Genomic DNA, 23361 nt, shown 5'->3' with positions numbered 1-23361 from the left:
GCCGCACGCGGGCATGCCAGACTGTCCGCGTGGGTGCAATAACGTTGGACGGCAAGGCTACGCGCGACGAGATCTTCGTCGACCTTCAGGCACGAGTGGCGGCGCTGTCCGCCCAAGGACGCACGCCGGGATTGGGCACGATCCTGGTCGGGGATGACCCCGGCTCGCACGCCTACGTGCGTGGCAAGCACGCCGACTGCGCCAAGGTGGGTATCACCTCGATTCGCCGGGACCTGCCGGCGGATTGCAGTCCGGCCCAGCTCAACGACACCATCGACGAGCTGAACGCCAACGATGAATGCACCGGATACATCGTGCAGTTGCCGCTGCCCAAGCACCTTGATGAGAACGCCGCACTTGAGCGAGTCGATCCGGCGAAGGATGCGGATGGGCTGCATCCGACCAACCTGGGTCGGTTGGTGCTGGGCACCCCGGCGGCGTTGCCGTGCACCCCGCGCGGCATCGTGCACCTGTTGCGCCGTTACGAGGTGCCGATCGCCGGTGCGCATGTCGTCGTGATTGGCCGCGGCGTGACGGTCGGTCGTCCGCTGGGGTTGCTGCTGACCCGCCGCTCGGAGAATGCCACCGTCACGCTGTGCCACACCGGGACCCGTGATCTGGCGGAGCTCACCCGTCAGGCCGACATCATCGTGGCCGCGGTCGGGGTACCGCACATGCTCACCGCCGACATGGTGCGTCCGGGCGCGGCCATCGTCGACGTCGGGGTGTCGCGTACTGACGCCGGGCTGGTCGGCGACGTCCACCCCGACGTGTGGGAGGTGGCCGGTCACGTGTCACCCAACCCGGGCGGCGTGGGCCCGCTGACCCGGGCATTCCTGCTGACCAACGTGGTGGAACGGGTCGAGAGCACGCTGTGAAGTCCGTCGGCGTCCGTCGGGTGATCGCCGCGCAGTGGCCGATCCTGCTGGTCGGGCTGATCTTCGCGGCGGCGTTCATACTGGCCGGGGCGAACTTCTGGCGGCGCGGCGCGCTGCTGATCGGGATCGGCACCGGGGTGGCCGCCGCGCTGAGGTTGGTGCTCTCCGAGGACCGGGCCGGGTTGCTGGTGCTACGTGACCGGGGCCTGGACTTCGCGACGATGACGACGGCGGCCACGGTGATGCTCTACGTGGCCGCGACGATCGATCCGCTCGGTACCAGCTAATTCTCTTTACCCGGCCGATAATTTATTGGCCGCTGTAGCGGCGTATTCGCCCACCGCCCACCGATCCGCGTTGGGTTTGGTGATCGCGCGTTGCGGGAACACCTCAGTCCGGCCGCCCGGCGTGGGTCGGCCGTGTCGGGAGGGGGATTCCCGCCATGAATACAGCGCAAGGACGGGCCGTCGCGCGATGGCGGGCCTGGTCAGGCGAACTGGGGAATCGATCCGGCGCATCCTGTCTCAGCCTGTGGGGTGGCGTTGTCACCTCGGCGGTTGCGACGTGGGGCGCGCGATCGGAGCACACAAGCGCGATCGGAGCACACAAGAAGGGGGAGGCTTTCGGCCTTGGGTCGAGAGCACATTGCTATGCAAACAAAACTGACACCGCATTTCGATGACGTGCAGGCTCACTACGACCTGTCTGACGATTTTTTCCGACTCTTTCTCGACCCGACCCAGACCTACAGCTGCGCCTACTTCGAACGTGACGACATGTCCCTGGAAGAGGCGCAGATCGCCAAGATCGATCTGGCGCTGGGCAAGCTGGGATTGCAACCAGGCATGACGCTGCTCGACATCGGTTGTGGCTGGGGCGCCACCATGCGGCGCGCGCTTCAACGTCACGACGTCAACGTCATCGGCCTGACCTTGAGCAGGAATCAGGCCACCCATGTGGAGTCCGTCTTCGACCGCATGAACGGCAGGCGCACCAAGCGAGTACTGCTCGAGGGGTGGGAGAACTTCGGCGAACCGGTGGACCGAATCGTGTCCATCGGGGCCTTCGAACACTTCGGGCACGAGCGCTACGACGACTTCTTCGCCATGGCCTACGAGGCCTTGCCGGCCGATGGCGTGATGCTGCTGCACACCATCACCGGCCTGACGTTGCCGCAGATGACCGCGCGCGGCATGCCGCTGACGTTCTCGATGGCCCGCTTCATCAAGTTCATCGCCACCGAGATCTTCCCCGGCGGCCGCTTGCCCACCATCGAGATGGTCGAGGAGCATTCGGCCCGAGCGGGTTTCACCCTGACCCGCAGGCAGTCACTGCAGCCGCACTACGCACGGACCCTCGACTGCTGGGCGGCCGCCCTGGAGCGCAACAGGGACAGGGCCATCGAAGTCCAGGGCCGCGAGGTCTATGACAGGTACATGCATTACCTGACGGGCTGTGCCAACGGCTTTCGGACCGGCTACATCGACGTCAACCAGTTCACCCTGCAGAAGTCGGCCCGGTGATCCGGTCCGAAGCGCGCTTTGAGCGCGCTCTGAACCGCCGTCAGAATCGGGGGATGGCAGGTATGGCCGGGATGCCACCGGAGAGGCCGGGGATGCCGACGGACATCCCGGGGATCTGGGGGAGGTCCGGCACCTGGCCGGTGGCCAGCTGGGACAGCATCTGAGGGCAGTAGATCTGGACCGCAATCTCGGTGAACAGCTGTGCCATCTGTGGTGACATGCTGGGGCCGCCGCCCATCCCGGCGATGGGGGCCGCCACTGATGCAGCGGTACCCGCGGGCTCTTTCAGCATCGGGCAGATGGACTGGCCGAGGGCTGCGGTGGTGGTCGGGTCGCTGACCGGGATGCCGGCCACAGCCAGATCGGTGAGGAATGTGGTGTCGACCGGGCTTGCCTGCGCCGGCGCCGCCAATCCTGCGGTGGCGATAAGGCCTAGGGCTCCTGCGCCCGCGCCTCTCACGAAGCCTCGCATGGGTCCCCCTCGTCGTCGCGCGGCGCCGAGCGTTGCCCGGGACTGAAGTCCGAACGGCCTGGTTGAAATCCTGCATCAAAGTGGTAACACCGGTGAGTCGGGCCGGTCACGGTTTGCCTACGGTCCAATACCAGCCGGGATGCGGCCGGCGCGGCCGACTCGTCCGGGTAGCCGGACTCGTCCTGCGCAGATCGGCCATAAGTCGGATTACGGACGATCCCCGCGGAGGAACGCCCTCCGCGACGGAAAGTTCTACAGTAGAAAGTCCGAGTTATTCAGATTCAATTCAGGTTTCCATCATGTAGACGCTAAGGTGCTGCAAGCAACAGCAAGTCGCATGCACGCCGCCGGAGGTCGCCATGAAGGTCAGCCCCACGTTCCGTTCACTCGGTGTAGCAGCGCTGGCCGTGTCCAGTGCTGCTGCGGTGATCGCCCCGCCGGTCGCGGCGGCCTCGACTTCCGGGGCGCCGACCCTGACTGCCGACGTGGCGCTGCTGGACAACGTGGCCCTGATCATGGGTGGCACCGGAACCCCCATCCCGGGGATGTGGGACTTCACCTGGGCCAGCAAATACCTGACCCACCTCGGGTACGGCGACTACACCATGCAGGGCGTCTTCACGCCCGAGGGCCTGTACCCGGGTACCGGTGTCAAGAGCCTTCCGCTGGCCACCTCGGTCGACCAGGGAGCGCAGATGCTCGACTGGACGCTGCGCGACCGCATCGCCGACGGTGACAACGTCGTGGTCTACGGCGTTTCCCAGAGCGCCGTGCTGTCCTCTGTCGAGATGAGCCGGCTGCTCGAATCCGGCAACGCCCCCGATCCCGACCAGCTGTCTTTCGTCTTGATTGCCAATGAGATGTTCCCCAACGGCGGCCTGCTGTCGCGCTTCGCGGTGCCGGAAGTGCCGCTCTACATCGCGCCCCTGGGGATCGAGTTCTACGGCGGCACGCCCGACACCCCGTACGCGACCGACATCTACATCGCGGAGTACGACGGATTCGCCGACTTCCCCCGCTACCCGCTCAACCTGCTGTCCACGCTCAACGCGGTCCTGGGGATCGCGTTCGTGCACGGCCCCGGCTACGCCCAGCCGGACTCCATCGACAGTGCGCAGCTGTTGCTCGGATCGACCGACTACGACGGCCCCCTGGTTCTGCCCGACGGGGTCTCGGCCGCCTTGAACACCAACTACTACATGATCCCGACAGAGATCCTGCCGCTACTGCAGCCGCTGCTGGGCATCCCGGTCTTCGGCGAGCCGCTCTATGACCTGCTGGAGCCGGTCACCCGGATCCTCGTTGACCTGGGTTACGGAAATGTCGACACCTACGTTGACGGGGTCCTGACCCACGGTGGCTGGGACCAGGGGCCGGCGAACGTCCTCACCAACTACGGCGTGTTCCCCGAGGACATCGACGTCTTCGCCCTGCTGAACTCGCTGGCGCAGGGCGCGCAGCAGGGATTCAACGACTTCATCTACGACCTCGGACACCTCTCGCTGGACGGCCCGACCGATGCCCTCGGTGCCCTGTTCTCCCCGACGGACTTCGCGCTGCCCAGCCTCAGCGAGGTCGTCAACACGTTCTCCAGTGCGGCTTCCACGCTGTATTCGGTGCTGCTGCCGACCGCGGATGTCTTCAACTCGTTGCTGACCACGATGCCCGCCTACAACATCAGCATGTTCCTGAACGCCTTCCAGGGCGATGACGACCTGCTGACCATGCTGACCAACGCCATTGGACTTCCACTCGCGGCCGACTTCGGCATGATTCCCACCGCCATCGGGTTCGAATTGCTCAGTGTTCTCGGTGCGGTTCAGTCGATCGCCAACGACTTCACGGATCTGTTCAGCGCCTGACAGTGGGCCGGGCCCCGCTCGAGGGGCCGCCCTAATCCGGTGCGTGCAGTGTCGCCCGTGCACACACCGTGACGTAGGGCAACGCCAGGCCGGTGGACCCGACCAGGGCCGGATGAGTGGCCAGCAGGTTGCGGACCTGGTCCAGCGTCTTGGTGCGCACCGCGTCGGGTGAGGTGATGCAGTAGCTGCGGGAGGCGACCAGGTCGATCAGGGCCTGCGGCGTCAGGTAGTTGGTCCACTCGACGTGGTGGCTCTCGATGTCACCGAACGGTGCGGGCAGGCTCACTCCCGCGTCGACCACATCGCGGGCGTCCTCGCGGCCGATGATCGTGCCGAGTTCTTTGACCCAGCCCAGTCGTTCGTCGCGGGTGTTCCACACCAGTCCCAGCCGACCGCCGGGCCGCAGCACCCGCACCAGCTCCGGGATCGCACGGGCAGGATCGAACCAATGCCAGGCCTGAGCCACCAGGACCGCGTCGACGCTGTTGTCGGGCAGCGGGATCTGCTCGGCAGACCCGAGCAGTGCCGGCGTCCCGGGCAGCGCGGTGGCCAGCACCTCGAGCATCTCGGCGATCGGGTCCACGGCCACCACGTCCAGGCCGCGTTCCACCAGACGTGCGGTGAGTTTGCCGGTGCCGGCACCCAGGTCGAGTACGTCGCGGGCACCCGGCGGCAGCAGCCAGTCGATGGCCTCCGGCGGGTAGGACGGTCGGCCGCGTTCATAGGCGGCGGCCTGCGAACCGAACGACAGTGAGCGGTCGCGGCGGCCCTGCTCCGACGGGCTCACCGTCGGCGGTCCCGGGCCGAACTCGCCAAGTCCAACGTGTGGCGGATCAGTTCGCCGACCCGGCCGGTCTCCAGCAGGAAGCCATCGTGCCCGCTGTCGGAGTCGACCACCTGCAGTCCCTCGCAGCCGGGCAGCAGCTCGGCGAGCTCGGCCTGCAACCGCAGTGGGTACAACCGGTCCGAGGTGATCCCGGCGACCACCGCTGGCACCGGGCAGCCACGCAGTGCCGCACTCACCCCGCCGCGTCCGGCGCCCACGTCGTAGCTCGACAGCGCGTCGCTGAGGGCCACGTAGCTGCCGGCGTCGAACCGGGACACCAGCTTGTCGCCCTGGTGCTCCAGGTAACTCTGCACCGCGTAGCGGCCGCCGTCGGCCGGAACCTCCCCCTCCTGGGCGGCATTGGCGAAGCGCAGGTCCAGCTCGGCCTCGCCGCGGTAGGTCAGGTGGGCGATGCGCCGGGCGATCGCCAGCCCGGCCTTGGGGCTGCGGCCGGTGCCGTGATAGTCACCGCCCTGCCAGTCCGGGTCGGCCTTGATGGCCGCGACCTGGGTGCTCTGGGTGCCGATCTGGTCGGCGGTCGCCCGGGCGCCGACGGCCAGCAACAGGCCGGCGCCCACCCGGTCTGGATGGCCGACCATCCATTCCAGCCCACGGGCGCCGCCCATCGAGCCGCCCAATACGGCGGCCACCTCGGTGATACCCAACGCCGCCAGCGCGGCGATGTCGGCCTGGACCTGGTCGCGAATCGTGATCGCGGGAAACCGCGAACCCCAGGGCTTTCCGTTACGAGCCAGCGATCCCGGGCCGGTCGATCCGCGGCAGCCACCGAGCACGTTGGTGGCCACTGCGCACCAGCGGTTGGTGTCGATCGGGGCGCCGGGCCCGATCACCCCGTCCCACCAGCCCGGGGTGGGATGCCCCGGCCCGGCCGGTCCGGTGACGTGGGAATCCCCGGTCAGTGCGTGCAGCACCATGACGACGTTGTCGCGTTGGGGCGACAGCTCGCCCCAGCGCTGGACGGCGATGTGCACGTCATCGAGCACCGCGCCGCTCTGCAGCGTCAGCGACCCGATGGCGACCACGCCGGTCTCTCCCTCGGCGGGCAGCAGTTGCCTGGACACGTCGGAGATTGTCACCGGGGACCGCCTCAACGGGCCGCCAGCGCCGACGAATCGCCGACCTGTGCCGAGGCTGCCGAGAAGCCGAGTTCGAGGTCGGCCAGGATGTCCGCGATGCCCTCGATGCCGACCGCCAGTCGTACCAGGCCTGGAGTAACACCGCTGGCCAGCTGCTCTTCGGCGCTGAGCTGGCCGTGCGTCGTCGACGCCGGGTGAATCACCAGCGAACGTACGTCACCGATGTTGGCGACGTGGCTGTGCAGCTTCAGCGCGTCAACGAATGCCCTACCGGCGTCGATGCCGCCGGCGAGCTCGAACGAGAGCACGCCGCCCACACCCTTGGGTGCCAGCTGCTGTGCGCGGGCGTGCCACGGCGAGCTCGACAGCCCGGCGTAGTTGACGCTCAGCACGTCATCGCGCGACTCCAGGAACTCCGCCACCCGCTGCGCATTGGCGACGTGGCGCTCGACCCGCAGGCTCAGCGTCTCCAGGCCTTGTGCGATCAGGAAGGCGTTGAACGGCGAGACCGCGGAGCCCAGGTCGCGCAGCAGCTGCACGCGGGCCTTCAAGGCGAACGCGGGAGCACCGAGGTCGGCGAAGACCACCCCGTGGTAACTCGGGTCGGGGGTGGTGAAACCCGGGTGGCGGCCCTGCGTCCAGTCGAAGGTGCCGCCGTCGACGATCACGCCGGCGATCGCCGAGCCGTGCCCACCCAGGTACTTGGTGGCCGAGTGCACCACGATGTCGGCACCGTGGGCCAACGGCTGGATCAGGTAGGGGGTCGCCACGGTGTTGTCGACGATCAGCGGCACACCGTTGTCGTGGGCAACGCCCGAGACTCCCGGTATGTCGAGTACGTCGATCTTCGGATTGGAGATGGTCTCGGCGAAGAAGGCCTTGGTGTTGGGCCGTACTGCCGCTCGCCAGGACTCCAGGTCATCGGGGTCCTCGACGAACGTGGTCTCGATGCCCAGCTTGGTCAGCGAGTAGTGGAAGAGGTTGTAGGTACCGCCGTACAGCCGAGGGCTGGACACGATGTGGTCGCCGGCGCCGGCGAGATTGAGGATGGCGAAGGTCGCCGCGGCAGACCCGGACGCCAACAGCAGTGCCGCGACACCGCCCTCAAGTGCGGCGATCCGCTGCTCGACCACGTCATTGGTCGGGTTCATGATCCGGGTGTAGATGTTTCCCGGCTCCTCCAGACCGAACAGCTTGGCCGCGTGCTCGGTGTTATTGAAGGTGTAGGAGGTGGTCTGGTAGATCGGCAACGCCCGGGCGTTAGTGGCCGCGTCGGGGGCCTGCCCGGCGTGGACCTGCTTGGTCTCGAAGGACCAGTGCGAACTCGGGTCGGTGTTGTTGTCGGTCATCGATGAATGCTTTCCTCGGAATTGTTGTCGCTGGGGCAGAGAAGTGGGGTCAGCGACAACAACAACGGGTGAACGGGCGCAAAGAGGCACGCATCAGGTTCCCCTGTCTACTCGGGGGGCCCGTTGTGGCGGACCCGCGCTTGCCGCGTAGCCGTGGCGGCTACTCAACCCGGTCATCACCCGGGGCACCCCACCGCGGTTGGAGGGTTGCCGGCCAGCAAGCCGGGGCTTCGCGCTGGCACTCATGACCGCCTCGCAGCCTATCGCATCTCCCGGAGCTGTCGCCACCTCCTCACCGGCGGGCGGCACGCCGGTGAGGTACGCGATACTGATCCCGCCGTGTACCACGCGGCACACAATCGTTCGCCACGAACCTGACGCCGGGAGAACAGCCATGTGCGCCGACCAACCGACCATCATCTACACGCTGACCGACGAGGCGCCCCTGCTGGCGACTTATTCGTTCCTGCCGATCGTGCAGGCCTTCACCGGGCCCGCAGGAATCGACGTCACACCCAGCGACATCTCACTTGCGGCCCGCATCCTGGCCGCATTCCCCGACTGTCTGACTAACGAGCAGCGGGTGCCGGACAATCTCGCCGAACTCGGCCGGCTTACCCAGCTGCCGGACACCACCATCATCAAGCTGCCCAACATCAGCGCCTCCGTGCCGCAGCTGGTCTCAGCCATCAAAGAGCTGCAGGGCAAGGGCTTCAAGCTGCCCGACTACCCCGAGGACCCCAAGTCCGAGCAGGAGCGCGACGTCCACGACCGCTACGCCAAGTGCCTGGGCAGCGCGGTGAACCCGGTACTGCGGGAAGGCAACTCGGACCGTCGTGCCCCCAAGGCAGTCAAGGAGTACGCGCGCAAGCACCCGCACAGCATGGGTGAGTGGTCACAGGCCTCCCGCACGCACGTCGCGACGATGAAGCACGGCGACTTCTACCACGGTGAGAAGTCGATGACGCTGGACCGCGACCGCGACGTCAAGATGCAGCTCACCACCAAGAGCGGCGAGACGATCGTGCTCAAGGAGAAGGTGTCGCTGCTGGCCGGCACGGTCATCGACTCGATGTACATGAGCGTGCGTGCGCTGCGCGAGTTCTACGAGGAGCAGATGGAGGACGCCCGTAAGACGGGCGTGATGTTCTCCCTGCACGTCAAGGCCACCATGATGAAGGTCAGCCACCCGATCGTGTTCGGCCACGCCATCAAGGTGTTCTACAAGGACGCCTTCGCCAAGCACCAGAAGCTCTTCGATGACCTGGGCGTCAACGTCAACAACGGTCTGGTCGACCTCTACAACAAGATCGAGACGCTGCCGGCCTCCCAGCGGGAGGAGATCATCGAGGACATGCACGCCTGCCACGAGCACCGCCCCGAGCTGGCGATGGTGGACTCGGCCAACGGCATCACCAACTTCCACTCACCGTCGGATGTGATCGTGGACGCCTCGATGCCGGCGATGATCCGTGCCGGCGGCAAGATGTACGGCGCCGACGGCCGGCAGAAGGACACTAAGGCCGTCAACCCGGAATCCACCTTCGCCCGGATCTACCAGGAGATGATCAACTTCTGTAAGACCCACGGCCAGTTCGACCCGGCCACCATGGGCACCGTCCCCAACGTCGGGTTGATGGCGCAGAAGGCCGAGGAGTACGGCAGCCACGACAAGACCTTCGAGGTCCGCGAGGCCGGCGTCGCCGAGATCGTGGACCTGGCCACCGGCGAGGTGCTGCTGACTCAGAATGTGGAAGCCGGCGACATCTGGCGACTGTGCACTGTCACCGACGCCGCCATCCAGGACTGGGTGAAGCTGGCCGTGCAGCGGGCTCGGGCGTCGGGCATGACGGTGGTGTTCTGGCTGGACACCGAGCGTCCGCACGAGGACGAGCTGCGCAAGCTGGTCAAGACCTATCTCAAGGACCACGACACCGAGGGCCTGGAGATCCAGATCATGCCGCAGGTCTGGGCCATGCGGTACACGTGCGAGCGGCTGATCCGCGGACAGGACACCATCGCCGCCACCGGCAACATCCTGCGCGACTACCTCACCGACCTGTTCCCGATCCTGGAGCTGGGCACCAGCGCCAAGATGCTGTCGATCGTGCCGCTGATGGCCGGCGGCGGCATGTACGAGACGGGAGCCGGCGGTTCGGCGCCCAAGCACGTCAAGCAGCTGGTGGAGGAGAACCACCTGCGCTGGGACTCGCTCGGCGAGTTCCTGGCGCTCGGCGCCAGCTTCGACGACTTGGGTGCCAAGACCGGCAACGCCCGCGCCAAGATCCTGGGCCAGACCCTGGATTCGGCGATCGGCAAGCTGCTCGACGCCAACCAGAGCCCGTCGCGCAAGACCGGGGAGCTCGACAACCGCGGCAGCCAGTACTACCTGGCCAAGCACTGGGCGCAGGAGCTCGCCGGGCAATCCGAGGATGCCGATCTCGCCCAGCACTTCGCCGGTCTGGCGGACGCGCTGGCCAAGAACGAGGACGCCATCCTCAACGAGCTGAACGTGGTGCAGGGCAAGGCGGTGGACATCGGCGGCTACTACTCGCCGGACCACGACTTGACCGCGGCGGTCATGCGGCCCAGCCCGACCCTCAACGCTGCGATCGACGCCAAGGACTGATGGCGGGCGGCCGATCTACCTGTTGACTCACTCCAAGACGCAGAGCACTTCGTCGAGAGTGGCGGTGCCGCCGGCGTGACCCAGTCGGGTGGTGTCGAACATCGCCGGGCCGGTGGCAACCGTCTCGGTCAGCAGGTAGCGGCCGGCGTCGGGTTTCCGGCGCACGGCGTCCTCGGCGGCGCAGGTGCCGGTCAGTTCCACGGCGTCGGTGAAGTTGATGCCCACCTGGGAGACATGTGGTTCGGCGTGTAGTACGCCGATCAGCCTGGTGATCAGATTTTCCGGGGCAAAGAGCCGCCAGCCCGACTCCAGTCGGAGCCAGTAGCGGCCACCGACCGCGGCGCTGATCACGGTGTCGGGATCGGCGAATTCCAGGAAGGGATACTGCTGCGCCAGCACGGTGCGGTCTTGCACGGACAGGCCGGTGTCGATCGCCAGGACGCGTCCGACGCGCGCTACGTCCAGACAGCAGTTCAGGAACGAGTTCAGGGTCTGCTCGGTGCGGGCTCGGTCAGTTCCGGTGCTCAGGCTGACCGTAACCTCGGCGCCGGCTGGCCCGGCAACTAGGCTGTGCGCCAAGGCTTCTGGGTAGCTCGATGCTGCCTCAAGCATGGCCGGAACCGAAAAGTCGCGGTTGGCAGCGATACGTTGCCGTTCCTCTTCGGGGACCTCGGTGCTGGCAATAAGACCTCGGCACAGGGTGAACGCTTCGTCGTGCCTGCCGAGCCATGACGCGCACACCGCACGCTCGTCGATAGCACGCAAGGTATAGACCCCCGCATCGACGAAAAGTTGCTCGTCGGGGAGCGGGATCTCGGTGGCCAGCTTGGCGAACAGGTAACCGAGCTCGTAGCGCCCGTCGGCGCGATATGCGAACGCTATGCAATACAGCGGCTCGGCGCGGGTCGGTCGAAACTCCCAGGCCCGAAGGTAAGCCGCCTGCACTTCTGGCCACGGTTTCCCGAGCACCTCCATGGTGCTGGCTGTGCGATACAGCGAGTAGAACACCTCTTCGGCGAAGCCCCCCATTTCAGCGCGCCGCGCATACCACGTGCACGCGGAGGCGAAATCCTCCAGGTCGAAGTAGCTCTGGGCCAGATAGAAGACGGACCGGGTGTCCTCGGGGTTGCGTTCGACCTCGGCCAGCAGGAGATCCCGGTCGCGGGCATATTTGTGTGAGTCCAGGTTACGGGCGCCCAGGCGTCGTGATTCGACGGCGAAATCGCCGCCGATGCGGGTATTGGTGTGGTTTTCATCGCAGACCGGGTGCTCATGGACCACGCCGACGTAGCGCACCGGCAGCCCATCGCGGAACAGTTGGGGGCGCCAGCCGGCGATGGCGTCCTGCCGGATGCGCAGGTCGTAGATATCGGCGTCCAGGCCGGTGAAATCGGGCGTGCCCACGATCGTGTCGTCGGCGTCCATCATCCAGATGTAATCGGCGTGGCCCTGGGCCAGGGCCAGTGCCTCGGTGCGGTTGTGCCCGAAGTTGCGCCAGGGCCGTTCGTAGAGCTCACCGGGGATGCCCAGGGCGGCCATGTGGTCGCGGATCACCTGTTGGGTGCCGTCCTGTGATCCGGTGTCGACGATCACCCACGAACTGATGTACGGCGCGGTGGCGTCCAGCACCTCTCGAATGATGTGGGCCTCATCGCGGACGATCATGTTGAGGCAGATCGTGGAGCGCGCGTTCGCCGGATCGGACACGGTCGGCAGATTACCTGGTGGCCGGTGGGCCGGCGGGAGAGTTCACGCGCGTCACCGAGCGCGAATCCGGCGGCGAACACGCCGACAGATTCGCCCTGGATTTCAGACTCGGGGGTGGTGACGTCGCCGCCGTGCGAGAATTCGCCGGTAAGGCGATGACGATGTCAGGAATCCGGTGCGAGTCCGGAGCGGTCCCGCCACTGTCATCGGGGGAGGCACCTCACCCGAGAGCCAGATACTCACGTCGTCGCATCCTGCGATACCGGGCGGATGACCCCGAGAGAGCTGGCGATCGTGACCGCGCCGATCTGGATGAGTTCACCTCCGGAGCTACATTCGGCCCTGTTGTCCGCCGGTCCCGGTGCCGGTCCGCTGTTGGCGTCGGCGTCGGCGTGGAACGCACTGAGTACCGAATACGGCGCAGTCGCCGATGAGCTGATGGCCCTGCTCAGTGCTGTGCAGTCCGGGGCGTGGCAGGGGCCTGCCGCCGAGGCCTATGTTGCCGCGAACGTGCCCTATCTGGCCTGGCTGGTCCAGGCCGGCCTGGTCAGTGCGGTCACCGCCGCTGCGCAGCACACCGCGGCCACCGCCTACAACACGGCGATGGCGTCGATGCCGACGCTGGCCGAGCTCGCCGCCAACCACGCCACCCACGCGGTGCTGGTGGCGACCAACTTCTTCGGGGTCAACACCATCCCGATCACGCTCAATGAGGCCGACTACGGCCGGATGTGGTTCCAGGCCGCGGCCGTGATGGCCACCTATCAAGCCGTCGCCGGTACAGCGGTGGCGTCGAGTCCGCAGACCGCCGCGGCGCAGCCGATCGCCACGGCCGGCTCTGCGGACGCCGGCCAGCCGCCATTGCCGCCGGATCGGCAGAACGAGATCATGGAATGGTTGCAGAACAGCGGCTATATCGACTTTTACAACACGGTGCTGCAGCCGATGATCAACGAGCTGGCGAGCAATCCCTTCTTTCAAACGATGTTTGGCGGATTCAACCCCTGGCTCACCATTCTGGGCAACCCGCTGAGCTTCTTCAGTCCCTACAACATCGCGTTCGCGATCGGTTATCCGATGGATTTCGGTTCGTTCGCCGCCTACCTGTCACAGACCTTCGCGTTCATCGGCGCCGATATCGCTGCCGCCTTCGCAACCGGGAATCCCAGCACCATTGCCTTCACGCTGATGTTCACCGCCGTGGAAGCGGTCGGCACCATCATCACTGACGTGATCGCCCTGCTCAAGACGCTGTTGGAGCAGGCGGTGGTATTGATCCCGGTGGTTCTGCCGATGCTGACCGCGGCACTGGCGCCGCTGGCCGCGGCACCGCTGGCGGGGCTGGCCGGGTTGTCGGGTCTGGCTGCGCTGCCGGTTGTTCCGGTGCCACTGGCGCCGGTGCCGCCGCCGTTCGCCGGGTTGACGGTGGCTCCCACCCCGCCGGTGTCCGCGCCCGTCGCGGCGCCCGTCGCGGCCGCTGCCCCGCCGCCGGTACCGGTGCCGCCCGCACCCGGACCGCCTCCACCGCCCGCACCCCCGCTGTCCCCCGGGGACAGTCTGGCCGCGATGTACCTGGTCGCCGGAGTGAGCCAGCCGGCCCGCCGAGCCGCAGGCACCAGCGCCCGCCGGCGCAAAGCCGCCGAACCCGCCGAGGCCATTGCGCCGGCGGAGCCTGTCGTGGCAGCCGAATCGGCCAAGGCCCGTCGGCGCCGCCGGGCCAAGACCGACATGATCGGCCGCGGATACGAGTACATGGATCTCGAAGACCCCGACAGCGCCGCAGCGCCGAGCGGGCTCACCGCGTTGAGCGGGGACGCGTTCGGCGGCGGCGCCGTTGCCCCCATGACGCCGGGCACCTGGATGACGACACGCCGCGCGCAGGCGCACTAGCCGGTTCGACGGCTGCCGGGTGTCACCGTGGCCTGCGGTAGTCCCGAAGATACGAGGGCAACGCGACGGCCGGGTCGAGGTCGGCGGCGGGTTCCGGACGCCCCGCGACCAGGCTCAGCGGAACGACCCCCGCCCAGTGGGGCAATGCGACATCCTCCGGCTCGTCGCTGGGGCCGCCATCGCGCACCGAGGCCGACACTTCGAGAAGATCGAGGGCCAGCACCGCGGTCGCGGCCAGCTCCCGGCGGTTGGGCGGCCGGACATCGACGGCCCTCCCCGGCGCGACGTGATTCAGCAGCGCATCTAGCCCGAGCCGCTTTTCGCCCTCGCTTTCGACCAGACGCGCCGAGCCGATCACCACCACCGAGCGGTAGGCCATCGAATGGTGCAGGGCCGAGCGAGCCAGCACCAGTCCGTCGACCAAGGTGGCGGTAACGCAGACCGGCAGGCCGGCGGGGCCGGCCGCCAGCACCGGTCCGCTGCCGGTCGAGCCATGCAGATACAGCGTCTCGTCGACCCTGGCGTGGGTGGTCGGCAACACCACCGGGTGACCGCCCCGGGAGTAGCCCAGGTGACAGATCAAGGCTTCGTCCAGGATCCGATGCACCGTGTGGCGGTCGTAGCGTGCCCGCTCCCGGTACCGGGTGGGGGTGGTCTGCGGGGTCGGCGCATAGGACATGAGTTGCCTCCGTTAATGTACTAGTGCAATATAGGAGTTGTGGCAGTACAATACATCATTACGGGTGAAGGCGCCGAGGCTATCGCGGCCAGCATCGAGGAGGGGATTGCCTGTGGTGCCCTCGCGCCCGGATCCGCATTGCCGCCGATTCGCGGCCTGGCTCAACGGCTCGGCGTGAATCCGAACACCGTGGCCGCCGCCTACCGGTTGCTGCGTGAGCGCGGCGCCGTCGAAAGTTCGGGCCGACGCGGCACCCGGGTGCGCGACCGGCCGGCGACAACGCCGCGGTCGCTGCGCGGACTGGCTGTACCGCCGCAGGTGCGCGACCTGTCCACCGGAAACCCCAACCCGGCGCTGCTGCCGGTCGGGCACGCGACATCGGTGCCCGTCGGTGCGGCCGTGCTCTACGGGCAGCCCCCGATCGCCCCGGAACTGGCCGGGCACGCCGCGGCCGACCTGGCGGCCGACGGTGTGCCGGCCGCGCATCTCGCGGTCACCTCCGGAGCGCTCGACGGCATCGAGCGGGTGCTGTGCGCACACCTGCGCCCCGGCGACAGGGTGGCCGTCGAGGATCCGGGATGGCCCAACCTGCTCGACCTGCTGGGCGCCCTGGGGTTGACCGCGGAGCCGGTGGGGGTCGACGACGATGGACCGCTGCCCGCCGATCTGGCCCGCGCGCTCAGACGTGGAGTGCGCGCCGTGGTGGTGACCAGCCGCGCGCAAAACCCCACCGGAGCAGCGGTTTCCGCTGAACGTGCGCATGCGCTGCGGGAGCTCTTGGACGGATCCGATGTGCTCTTGATCGAAGATGACCACGGCGCGGCCATCGCCGGAGCGCCGCTGCACCCGCTGGCAGGTGCCACCCGTAACTGGGCATTCATCCGCTCGGTGGCCAAGGCCTACGGCCCTGATCTGCGGCTGGCGGTGCTGTCTGGAGACCAGCGCACGGTCGAACGGGTGCAGGGGCGTCAGCGGTTGGGGCCGGGCTGGGTCAGCCATCTGCTGCAGGACCTGACCCTCGCACTGTGGCGTGACGCCGGCGCGGCGCGGCAAGTTGCCGACGCGCAAGCCGCCTACCGCGCGGCCCGCGCCGGGCTGTGTGCGGCATTGGCTGACCGGGGCGTGGTCGCGCACGGCCGCTCCGGGCTCAACGTGTGGATCCCGGTGCCCGACGAGGCAGTGGCCATGACACAACTTTTCGCCGCGGGATGGGCCGCGGCTCCGGGGGCACGGTTTCGGATTCGCAGTGCCCCGGGTCTGCGGATCACCGTCGCGGAGCTCACTTCAGCCGACATCGCCCCGTTGGCCGCCGCTATCGCCGAGGCCGTGCACGGTCCCGGCCGCGCGAGCGTATAGCTCGCGCTCGGGGGTCATCGAACGCCTCGGCATGCGATACTGCAGCGGTACGGCAACGATGGTGCAGGAAGCCGGTGTGAATCCGGCACGGTCCCGCCACTGTGATCGGGGAGCGACCCTCAAATGCCACGGCTCTGAAAAGGGCTGGAAGGCGAGGCGAGCAGTGATCCGAGAGTCAGGACACTCACATCGTCGCATCCTGCGACCCGGGGCGGTGTACCCCGAGAGAGCTGGCAAACCCCCATGTTGCGCCCTGTTCGGGTGGCATCCGGTGGTCGGCGATGACCGCGCCGATCTGGATGGCCTCCCCGCCAGAAGTACATTCAACGTCACTGTCGGCCGGCCCGGGTGCCGGTCCCTTACTGTCGTCGGCCGCCGCCTGGAGCGCGCTGAGCACCGAATACGCCGCTATCGCCGACGAATTGACGGCGGTGCTGGGTGCGGTGCAGGCCGGGTCATGGCAGGGTCCGTCCGCTGAGGCGTTCGTAGCCGCCAACGCCCCGTATCTGGCCTGGCTGCTGCGTGCGGCCGCCACCAGCGCAGCCACCGCGGCACAGCAGCAGACCGCGGCCGCGGGCTACACCGCCGCGCTGGCGGCCATGCCCACCATGGCCGAGCTGGTGGCCAACCATGTCACCCACGCGGTGCTCGTGGGCACCAACTTCTTCGGTGTCAACACGATCCCGATCGCGCTGAACGAAGCCGACTACGGGCGGATGTGGGCGCAGGCTGCCGCGGTGATGACCGGCTACCAGGCGGTGGCAGGCGCGGCGGTGGCCACCGCCGCGTCCGTTCAGACCGAGCCGGCGCCGGCGGTACTCAAGACGCCCGGCAGTGCGGCGGACACCGCGCCGGCGGCCCCGCAGTGGTTCCTCGACTTCGCCAAATGGCTCGAAAGCCTGGTCCCGCACCCGCCCTATCCCGACATCAGCCAGTACCCGATGTATATCGAACTGCAGGAGTTCTTCGCCAAGATCGGCTACACCGGCATCGGAGATCCGTTCGCCGAGTTCTTCGCGAGCCTGCAGGCCGGCTCGCCGCTGCTGCCGCCGTGGCCGGTCCCGGGTTCGTGGCTGGGCTGGACCGGCAACCCGTTCAGCTTCTTCAACCCTGCCAGCTTGGCCTATGTCTTCTCGGTGCCGCTGGATCCCGGTTCCTACTTCGCGTTCACCAGCATCGTGATCATCGATGACCTGATCGCGATCATGTACACGGCCCTGTTCAATCCTCAGGCGCTGGGCCTGGTCGTTCCCTTGGCAATGGTCGAGATCGTCACGTCCACCATCGGCAACACCATTCAGGCGCTGAACTATCTGATCACCCAGACGGCGCTGCTGCCGGCGTTGGCCGCCTCGATGGCCGGCACGACAGTGTTGGGTGCAGGAGTGATCGGCGGCCTGGGTATCGGGGCGATGGCGCATCATGCGGCGGTGGCAGCGGTGCCGCCGCCACCGGCTGCGCCACCGCCCGCATTGGCCATGCCCCAGCCGCCTGCGCCAGCCCCCGCGCCGGCGCCGGCTCCGGCGCCCGCACCCGCGCCTGCACCCGCGCCGGCCGCGGCAGCACCGCCGCCTCCCGCTGCCCCGCCACCGACCCCGGCCGGGCCGCCGTCGGTCACCATGCCGGCCTACATGTACATGGTGGGCGGTCTGGACATGGGTGCTCGACGCGGATCGGGTACCAGCTCCCGGAAGAAGGCGGCCCCGAAACCCGACAGTTCCGCGGCGCCCGCGGAGGAGCCGGCGCAGCAGGCGACCCCGCATCGGCGGCGGCGTCGGGCGAAGGTCGGCATGTTGGGCCGCGGCCACGAGTACATGGACCTCGAACCCGAGCCGGTCGGCGTGGTCGCCTCCAGCCGCGGTGTCGGGGCGCACGGCGTCGCCGGTGGCACCCGTCGGGTGCCCAGTGCGCGGCCGGGCGGTCTGACTGCGCTGGCCGAAGACGGGTTCGGCAGTGGCGCAGTCAGCCCGATGATGCCGAACACCTGGCCGACCGAACCGGACTAGCCGGGCTGGCCGGCCAGGCGCGGTGGAGCACCTCAGCCGCGCCGTCAGCCGCGGGGTCTGTTGCGGCGGTTCAGCTTCGGCTCTCCTTCGTCGAACCTCGCTAACCGCCGCAGCGGATCCGATTGCCGCCGCGGTCCAGCGGGTCGGGCCCCAGGCCCAGGTACTTGTCGCGCAGCTTGTCCCACAGCTCCAGCTGGCCCCACTCGGGCTCGTCGCGCATCTGCTGGTCGTTGGTGAGAAACGGATTGGGCAGCATTACCGTCATCATCTGTTCGTCGCGCCCGTTGTAGAGTCGCACGCCCCACGACTGCGGGTTGCCGTCCTTACCGATACGGCGGTACAGCTCGGCCCGGCTGCAGCGGCGGATGCGGCCCAGCTCCGAGCCGCTGGCTCGATGCTTGCCGATGCACAGGTGAAAGTGCCAGCGGCCGAAATCGATGGTGGCGTATCCGTCGAGCATGGAGATCTTGCGCGGTGGGTTGGGGGCCGCCACCTCCCACGCGGCGCCTTCCATGATGATGCCGAACCAGATCTGGTCCCAGTATTCGTCGAAGCACAGATGCAGCAGATCCAGCAGACTCTGCTGGTCGGTGGGCAACGGCCAGAGCTGTTCGCGGCCGCGGTCTTCGGTGTCAACGATCGGGGGATCGGCGACGACGGTGCCGGTGTTCTCGGTCATGAAAATCCCTTCTTTCACAGGGTTATACGGGTCTGCGGTTTGTGGGTCAGTGCGCAGTCGCCGCACAGTCCGCTACCGGGAGTGCGATAGAACAGGCAGCAACTGTTGCGTCGGTAGTCGGTGCCGGAATCGCTGAAACACACCGCGCTGTTGAGGTATTCGTGCTCGCACATGCGGCGGGCCAGAGCCCAACTCGGTTCGGTCGCAAGGTCTGCTCCGTGATGCCAACTCAAGGCCCGGGCGGCGCCCAGGGCGGCGGAGGCGGCGTTGCCCAGCAGGAGCCGCTCGGAGATCGGAGTGATCGCTCGCACCGCGGCGACCAACGGCTTCAGATGCCGTGTCACGAGCATGTCTGCCAGCGTCGCTTCAAGGACGTCAGAACCCGTAGAGTCCTGCCAAGCAAGGGGATTGGTCAGGTGCAGCCGGATGGTGCCTGCCGAATCTGCGTAGCAAAGCCGCTCGGGGTCCAGATCGATCAGCAGCCCGTGCTCGGCCAGCCCGCCCAAGCCGATCGACCACAGGCGTGCGGCGTAGCCCAAGAAGAAAGTGGACGCCGCCACACGCAGATCGGGCGCGCCGATCCGCTCCTGCACGTGGGAGAGCGTGCCCGCCAGTAACTCCGGGTCGGAGTAGAGCTGCGCCACCGGTCGCCAGTCGGCTTCGTCGGACAGGCCCGTCGAGACCGCGAAATAAGAACTGACCGAGGACAATTCGGCCAATGCCGTGATCGTATGCTCCGGCGGAGCGCAGCGCTGAGGGGATGTCGCCAGTGCGCGCAACCGCTGGGGCAGATCGCGCAGTGAGCTGACCAGCTCGGCGTCCGCACTGTGCACCGTGATGACATCGGGATCGGCGGCAGAGACCACGATCTCGGCGGACTCGCCGATCTCCCAGCCCTCCCGGGACAGCACCCGGGCCAGTGCCGAACGCAACGGTTCGTCGGCATCGACACGAGCGGTGCGCGCGGTGCCATCGTGGTCGGCTCGGGTACTGAGCTCGAACATGCCGCTGGCCACGTCGAAACGCAAGGTGTCGTTGCCGAACATCTCGCCGATCCGGCCGGACAACATCAGTTCCTCGCCGACGGCGTCCACCAGGGCACCCACCGGATCCATCAACCACACCCGATCGGCCACCCGCAGCGCCAACTCCAGGTCGTGGGTGCTCAGCACGACCGCCAGCTGCTGCTCGCGGGCCAGCGTGCGCAGCAGCCCGAACAGCGCCGCCCGCGACGAGACGTCCAGGAATGCGGTCGGTTCGTCGAGGATCAACAGGCCGGGCTGCTGGGCCAGTGCCCGGGCGGTCAGGACGCGCTGGCATTCGCCATCGGACAGTTCGGCGGCCGGCCGCGACGCGAGGTGTTGTGCTCCGGTCGCCGCCAGCGCCCAATCGATGATCCGCTCGTCGGCCGGGCGCAACCGTCCGCCCAGTCCCAGGTGGGGGATGCGGCCCAGCCCGACCAACTCCCGCGCCGACAGGAAACCCGGATCGATGCGCTCGGTCAGCACCACCGCGACCCGGCGAGCCAGCTCGTCGCGCGGCAGGGCGGTCAGGTCGGCGCCGTCGAGCAGAACACGTCCGCCCAGTGCGGGCTGCAGCCCGGCCAGGGTGCGAATCAGGGTGGATTTGCCGGCACCGTTGGGTCCGATCAGCACGGTCAGCTCGCCCCGGCGGGCCTGGGCGGCCAGTCCGGCCGCCACCGTCACCGGCCGACGGCGGTTGCGGTAGCCGATCGCCAGCCCGGCAAGCTCCACCGCGGGGTTGATGCGGCCTTGCTGAACCGCCGGGTCTGTGCGGCGGTCCCAGGTTCGCCTCTCCTGCGTCGAGTCTCGCTGAACCGACGGGTTCATGACGGCAACCCCGGGCCGCGACGGGCGCGCAACAGCACGGTGATCACCACGGGGGCCCCGACCAGCGCGGTCACCGCATTGATCGGAATGACCAAGTCACTGCCGGGCACCTGACTGACGATCCCGCAGCCCAGCGCGGCGACCGCACCCAGCAACATCACCGTCGGCACCACCACGCGGTGATCGGAGGTGCCGACCACGATGCGCGCCACGTGCGGAACCACCAGGCCGAGGAACGCGATCGGCCCACAGAACGCGGTCGTCACGCCCGCCAGCAGCGACGCCGACACCACCGTGACTATCCGGGCCCGGTGCACATGGATGCCCATCGTCGCCGCGTAGCTCTCACCGAGCAGCAGGGCATTGAGCGGACGGATGGTCAGGGTCGCGGCCACTAGGCCGATGGCCACCAGCGGCAGCAGCAACCGAAGATCGGCCCATCCTGTTCCGGCGAAGCTGCCCAGACCCCACAACAGATACTGCTGCACCCGCTGCGGATCGGAGTACACCATCGCCAGGCTCACCAGTGCAGTGCTGGCCGCGCCGATCATCACACCGATCAGCAGCAGGGTGGCCGCCGAGCGGGTCCACCGCGAGAGCGCCAATACCAGCGTGAGCATGGCCGCTGCCCCCAGCGCCGCGGCGATCACCTCCGCGGCGCGGCTGGCACCGGCGACCGCGGTGGTGAAACCACCGCCGGCCGCGCCACCGAGCAGTACCACCAGGGCGACGCCCAGGCTGGCGCCGGAACTGACGCCCAGGATGTAGGGGTCGGCGAGGGTGTTGCGGAAGAGGGTCTGCAGTTGAAGGCCCGCGACCCCGAGTGCCGAGCCCGCCGCCAGCGCGGTCAGGACCCGCGGCAGGCGCATGTTCCACACGATGACCTGCCAGCGCGGATCGGCAGCCTCGGCGCCCACCAGCACCCGGACGGTGTCGGCCACCGGCACCCGCACCGGGCCCAGCACCAACCCCAGCAGGGCCAACAACGCCACCGCGGCGGCCAGGGCGGCCAACACTACGGCGATGCGCGGCTTCACCGCGGCACCAGCCGATAGAACTCGAAGTCGTGGCGGCCGGCCAGCTCGGGGTGCAGGATCGCGACCAGGTCGCCGAGCAGCAGATCCGGTCGCGCGGTGCCGCGCTCCCAGTAGAGGTTGCCGCCGTCGGGGGTCACCGCCTTGGTCGCCGACCACACCTGACCGGTGCGCGCCGCGCTCAGCTCGCCGTATCTGCTGTCGCGTGCCACCGCGTCATCGACGGTCTGCCAGTTGTCGGTCACCAGCCACAGGGGTGCTGTGCCGGCCTGGGCGTAGACCGACTCGAAATTCAACTGCCTGCTCTCGGAGCCGGTATGGGACAGCCACGGGTAGCGGCCGCCGGCGTCGGCGACCAGCCGGCCCGAATAGCTGTCACCGGTGGGCATCGACCAGGTGCCCGAATACATGGTGCCGACCAGAACATCGACGGGCTGGGCTGAGGCGGCTTGGGACGCCAGGGCCTGGTAGCTGCTGCGGATCGACTCGTAGATCTGCCCGGCCTGCTGCTCGGTGCCGGTCAGCGCGGCGAAAACCTTGATCCACTCGGCCCTGCCCAGCGGGGTCGGCTCGAGCCATTCGGCGTCGGCCACCACCGGAATCCCGGCTTCGCGCAGTTTGGGGTGACCGGGATCGTCGACGCCCTCGGTGACCACCAGATCGGGGCCGGCGCCGATCACGCTCTCGACGTTGATCTGCCCGCCGGGGGCATACCCGGCGATCTGGCCGTCGGCGATCCGCGTGCGGATCTGCGGGTCGACCACAGCGGCCGGGCTCGCGACCCCGGTGACCACACCGGCCTGGCCGAGCTCGGTGATCATCGCCAGGTGCGTCGTCGAGCCCGAGTAGAGGCTGCGCACCGGCACGGTGATCCGCGCGGCATTGGCCAGTTCACCGGTCAGGGTTGGCGCCGGGGCGCCGCAGCGCACCAGTACATAGGTCACCGGCTTGCCGCCGAGGTACGGACGTTCGACGGTGAGGACCTGATAGCTGCCGTGGTAGGTGATGGTGAAGTTGGTGGCCTCGGTCATCGTCGATTTGACCGGGAAGTAGTCGGCGGCCGGATCGAAGTCGGTGATGCAGCCGGCGCGCGCCTCCGAGGCGGGGGAGGCGAGTTCACCGGAGCAGCCGGCCAACGCGGTGGCCAGCGCCGTCAACAGCGCAGGGACTACCCGCAGCGCACGGGGCATGGGCGTGTGTCAGCTTCCTCGGGGTACACCGCCCCGGTACGCAGGACGCGATGACGTGAGTCTCCTGGCTCTCGGATCACTGCTCGCCTCGCCTTCCAGCCCCACATGTGGCGGACCGTGGCTGATGAGGGTCGCTCCCCGATGACAGTGGCGGGACCGCGCCGGATTCGCACCGGCTTCCTCAATCGTCATCGCCTTACCGGCGACATTCTCGCATGCCGTGCTGGGTTAGGCTGGCCGCCGTCTCGTGGCGTCAGGAACCCGGTGTGAATCCGGGGCGGTTCCGCCACTGTGAAGGGCGCGCGTAGGCCGCCCTCAGCCAGATACGGTCACG

At 68.1% G+C, this 23361-nt stretch carries 18 protein-coding genes and 5 riboswitches; of the genes, 8 read left to right on the top strand and 10 right to left on the bottom strand.

All coding sequences use genetic code 11. The features are described from left to right. Positions 1-29 precede the first annotated feature (29 nt). The 3 genes from G6N09_RS04365 to G6N09_RS04355 all read left to right on the top strand — a co-directional run bounded on the left by G6N09_RS04365 (position 30) and on the right by G6N09_RS04355 (position 2401). On the top strand, positions 30-878 hold the full coding sequence (locus G6N09_RS04365) for a bifunctional methylenetetrahydrofolate dehydrogenase/methenyltetrahydrofolate cyclohydrolase (RefSeq protein ID WP_083023579.1): 849 nt from the start codon (positions 30-32) through the stop codon (positions 876-878). After that, positions 875-1165 (top strand): DUF3017 domain-containing protein, encoded by a 291-nt coding sequence (locus G6N09_RS04360; protein ID WP_083023580.1) that lies wholly within the window; start codon positions 875-877, stop codon positions 1163-1165. The genes G6N09_RS04365 and G6N09_RS04360 overlap by 4 nt, the downstream gene beginning before the upstream one ends. A 363-nt stretch (positions 1166-1528) precedes the next feature. After that, complete coding sequence (locus tag G6N09_RS04355) at positions 1529-2401, top strand: cyclopropane mycolic acid synthase family methyltransferase (protein WP_083023581.1); 873 nt, start codon at positions 1529-1531, stop codon at positions 2399-2401. Between the two features lie 40 nt (positions 2402-2441). Here the strand turns inward: G6N09_RS04355 and G6N09_RS04350 are convergent, their stop codons facing one another. Beyond that, entirely contained in the window at positions 2442-2873 is a 432-nt protein-coding gene (locus G6N09_RS04350) for a DUF732 domain-containing protein (protein WP_083023582.1), read from the bottom strand. Positions 2874-3232: 359 nt separating this feature from the next. On the opposite strand from G6N09_RS04350, the gene G6N09_RS04345 reads away from it, so the two are divergent. Beyond that, positions 3233-4735, top strand: coding sequence for a PE-PPE domain-containing protein (locus tag G6N09_RS04345; RefSeq protein WP_083023583.1), 1503 nt, complete (start codon positions 3233-3235; stop codon positions 4733-4735). A gap of 31 nt (positions 4736-4766) precedes the next feature. Here the strand turns inward: G6N09_RS04345 and G6N09_RS04340 are convergent, their stop codons facing one another. The 3 genes from G6N09_RS04340 to G6N09_RS04330 are packed head-to-tail and all read right to left on the bottom strand — an operon-like array spanning position 4767 to position 8007. Continuing rightward, entirely contained in the window at positions 4767-5522 is a 756-nt protein-coding gene (locus tag G6N09_RS04340; protein WP_083023585.1) for a class I SAM-dependent methyltransferase, read from the bottom strand. Beyond that, positions 5519-6658, bottom strand: coding sequence for a homoserine O-acetyltransferase MetX (metX, locus tag G6N09_RS04335; RefSeq protein WP_083023587.1), 1140 nt, complete (start codon positions 6656-6658; stop codon positions 5519-5521). The genes G6N09_RS04340 and metX overlap by 4 nt, the downstream gene beginning before the upstream one ends. 11 nt (positions 6659-6669) lie before the next feature. After that, positions 6670-8007, bottom strand: coding sequence for a bifunctional o-acetylhomoserine/o-acetylserine sulfhydrylase (locus G6N09_RS04330; RefSeq protein WP_083023590.1), 1338 nt, complete (start codon positions 8005-8007; stop codon positions 6670-6672). Between the two features lie 131 nt (positions 8008-8138). Next, a riboswitch (SAM riboswitch) is annotated at positions 8139-8257 on the bottom strand. Positions 8258-8401: 144 nt separating this feature from the next. Between G6N09_RS04330 and G6N09_RS04325 the strand changes: the two genes are divergently transcribed. Then, complete coding sequence (locus G6N09_RS04325) at positions 8402-10636, top strand: NADP-dependent isocitrate dehydrogenase (protein ID WP_163752654.1); 2235 nt, start codon at positions 8402-8404, stop codon at positions 10634-10636. 27 nt (positions 10637-10663) lie between these two features. Here G6N09_RS04325 and G6N09_RS04320 read toward each other — a convergent pair whose 3' ends face one another. Then, positions 10664-12343: a glycosyltransferase gene (locus G6N09_RS04320; protein ID WP_234806931.1), complete on the bottom strand. Its 1680-nt coding sequence runs from the start codon at positions 12341-12343 to the stop codon at positions 10664-10666. Positions 12344-12446: 103 nt separating this feature from the next. After that, positions 12447-12604, top strand: a riboswitch (cobalamin riboswitch). 33 nt (positions 12605-12637) lie between these two features. On the opposite strand from G6N09_RS04320, the gene G6N09_RS04315 reads away from it, so the two are divergent. Continuing rightward, positions 12638-14233, top strand: a complete 1596-nt coding sequence (locus tag G6N09_RS04315; RefSeq protein ID WP_083023928.1) for a PPE domain-containing protein — start codon at positions 12638-12640, stop codon at positions 14231-14233. Positions 14234-14255: 22 nt separating this feature from the next. Here the strand turns inward: G6N09_RS04315 and G6N09_RS04310 are convergent, their stop codons facing one another. Then, positions 14256-14912 (bottom strand): pyridoxamine 5'-phosphate oxidase family protein, encoded by a 657-nt coding sequence (locus G6N09_RS04310; protein ID WP_083023592.1) that lies wholly within the window; start codon positions 14910-14912, stop codon positions 14256-14258. A 39-nt stretch (positions 14913-14951) separates the two neighbouring features. On the opposite strand from G6N09_RS04310, the gene G6N09_RS04305 reads away from it, so the two are divergent. Further along, entirely contained in the window at positions 14952-16268 is a 1317-nt protein-coding gene (locus tag G6N09_RS04305) for an aminotransferase class I/II-fold pyridoxal phosphate-dependent enzyme (protein WP_083023594.1), read from the top strand. A gap of 66 nt (positions 16269-16334) precedes the next feature. Continuing rightward, positions 16335-16452, top strand: a riboswitch (cobalamin riboswitch). A gap of 97 nt (positions 16453-16549) precedes the next feature. Further along, positions 16550-18274 carry a PPE domain-containing protein gene (locus tag G6N09_RS04300; protein ID WP_083023597.1) on the top strand — a complete coding sequence of 575 codons (1725 nt, stop codon included), beginning with the start codon at positions 16550-16552 and terminating at the stop codon, positions 18272-18274. Positions 18275-18374: 100 nt separating this feature from the next. On the opposite strand, the gene G6N09_RS04295 is transcribed toward G6N09_RS04300, so the two are convergent. The 4 genes from G6N09_RS04295 to G6N09_RS04280 are packed head-to-tail and all read right to left on the bottom strand — an operon-like array spanning position 18375 to position 23027. Then, positions 18375-18953, bottom strand: a complete 579-nt coding sequence (locus G6N09_RS04295; protein ID WP_083023930.1) for a DUF7676 family protein — start codon at positions 18951-18953, stop codon at positions 18375-18377. A gap of 14 nt (positions 18954-18967) precedes the next feature. Beyond that, a complete protein-coding gene (locus tag G6N09_RS04290) occupies positions 18968-20803 on the bottom strand; it encodes an ATP-binding cassette domain-containing protein (RefSeq protein ID WP_083023598.1) in 1836 nt (611 codons plus the stop codon). Next, entirely contained in the window at positions 20800-21840 is a 1041-nt protein-coding gene (locus G6N09_RS04285; protein WP_083023600.1) for a FecCD family ABC transporter permease, read from the bottom strand. Before G6N09_RS04285 ends, G6N09_RS04290 begins: the two co-directional genes overlap by 4 nt. Further along, positions 21837-23027, bottom strand: coding sequence for an ABC transporter substrate-binding protein (locus tag G6N09_RS04280; protein WP_083023602.1), 1191 nt, complete (start codon positions 23025-23027; stop codon positions 21837-21839). The genes G6N09_RS04285 and G6N09_RS04280 overlap by 4 nt, the downstream gene beginning before the upstream one ends. Before the next feature lie 37 nt (positions 23028-23064). Further along, positions 23065-23253: riboswitch (cobalamin riboswitch) on the bottom strand. 30 nt (positions 23254-23283) lie between these two features. Continuing rightward, positions 23284-23354, top strand: a riboswitch (cobalamin riboswitch). Positions 23355-23361 lie beyond the last annotated feature (7 nt).

It is taken from the genome of Mycolicibacter minnesotensis (assembly GCF_010731755.1).
GTDB lineage: Bacteria > Actinomycetota > Actinomycetes > Mycobacteriales > Mycobacteriaceae > Mycobacterium > Mycobacterium minnesotense.
Note: the sequence above shows the minus strand (reverse complement) of the source record. Positions and strands in the feature narration are given on the sequence as shown.

Excerpts from the sequence above, each read along its gene's own strand:
- G6N09_RS04355 (WP_083023581.1), top strand. The coding sequence starts at position 1,529 with ATGCAAACAAAACTGACACCGCATTTCGATGACGTGCAGGCTCACTAC.
- G6N09_RS04350 (WP_083023582.1), bottom strand. The coding sequence starts at position 2,873 with ATGCGAGGCTTCGTGAGAGGCGCGGGCGCAGGAGCCCTAGGCCTTATC.
- G6N09_RS04345 (WP_083023583.1), top strand. The coding sequence starts at position 3,233 with ATGAAGGTCAGCCCCACGTTCCGTTCACTCGGTGTAGCAGCGCTGGCC.
- G6N09_RS04330 (WP_083023590.1), bottom strand. The coding sequence starts at position 8,007 with ATGACCGACAACAACACCGACCCGAGTTCGCACTGGTCCTTCGAGACC.
- G6N09_RS04325 (WP_163752654.1), top strand. The coding sequence starts at position 8,402 with ATGTGCGCCGACCAACCGACCATCATCTACACGCTGACCGACGAGGCG.
- G6N09_RS04310 (WP_083023592.1), bottom strand. The coding sequence starts at position 14,912 with ATGTCCTATGCGCCGACCCCGCAGACCACCCCCACCCGGTACCGGGAG.
- G6N09_RS04300 (WP_083023597.1), top strand. The coding sequence starts at position 16,550 with ATGACCGCGCCGATCTGGATGGCCTCCCCGCCAGAAGTACATTCAACG.
- G6N09_RS04295 (WP_083023930.1), bottom strand. The coding sequence starts at position 18,953 with ATGACCGAGAACACCGGCACCGTCGTCGCCGATCCCCCGATCGTTGAC.
- G6N09_RS04290 (WP_083023598.1), bottom strand. The coding sequence starts at position 20,803 with ATGAACCCGTCGGTTCAGCGAGACTCGACGCAGGAGAGGCGAACCTGG.
- G6N09_RS04280 (WP_083023602.1), bottom strand. The coding sequence starts at position 23,027 with ATGCCCCGTGCGCTGCGGGTAGTCCCTGCGCTGTTGACGGCGCTGGCC.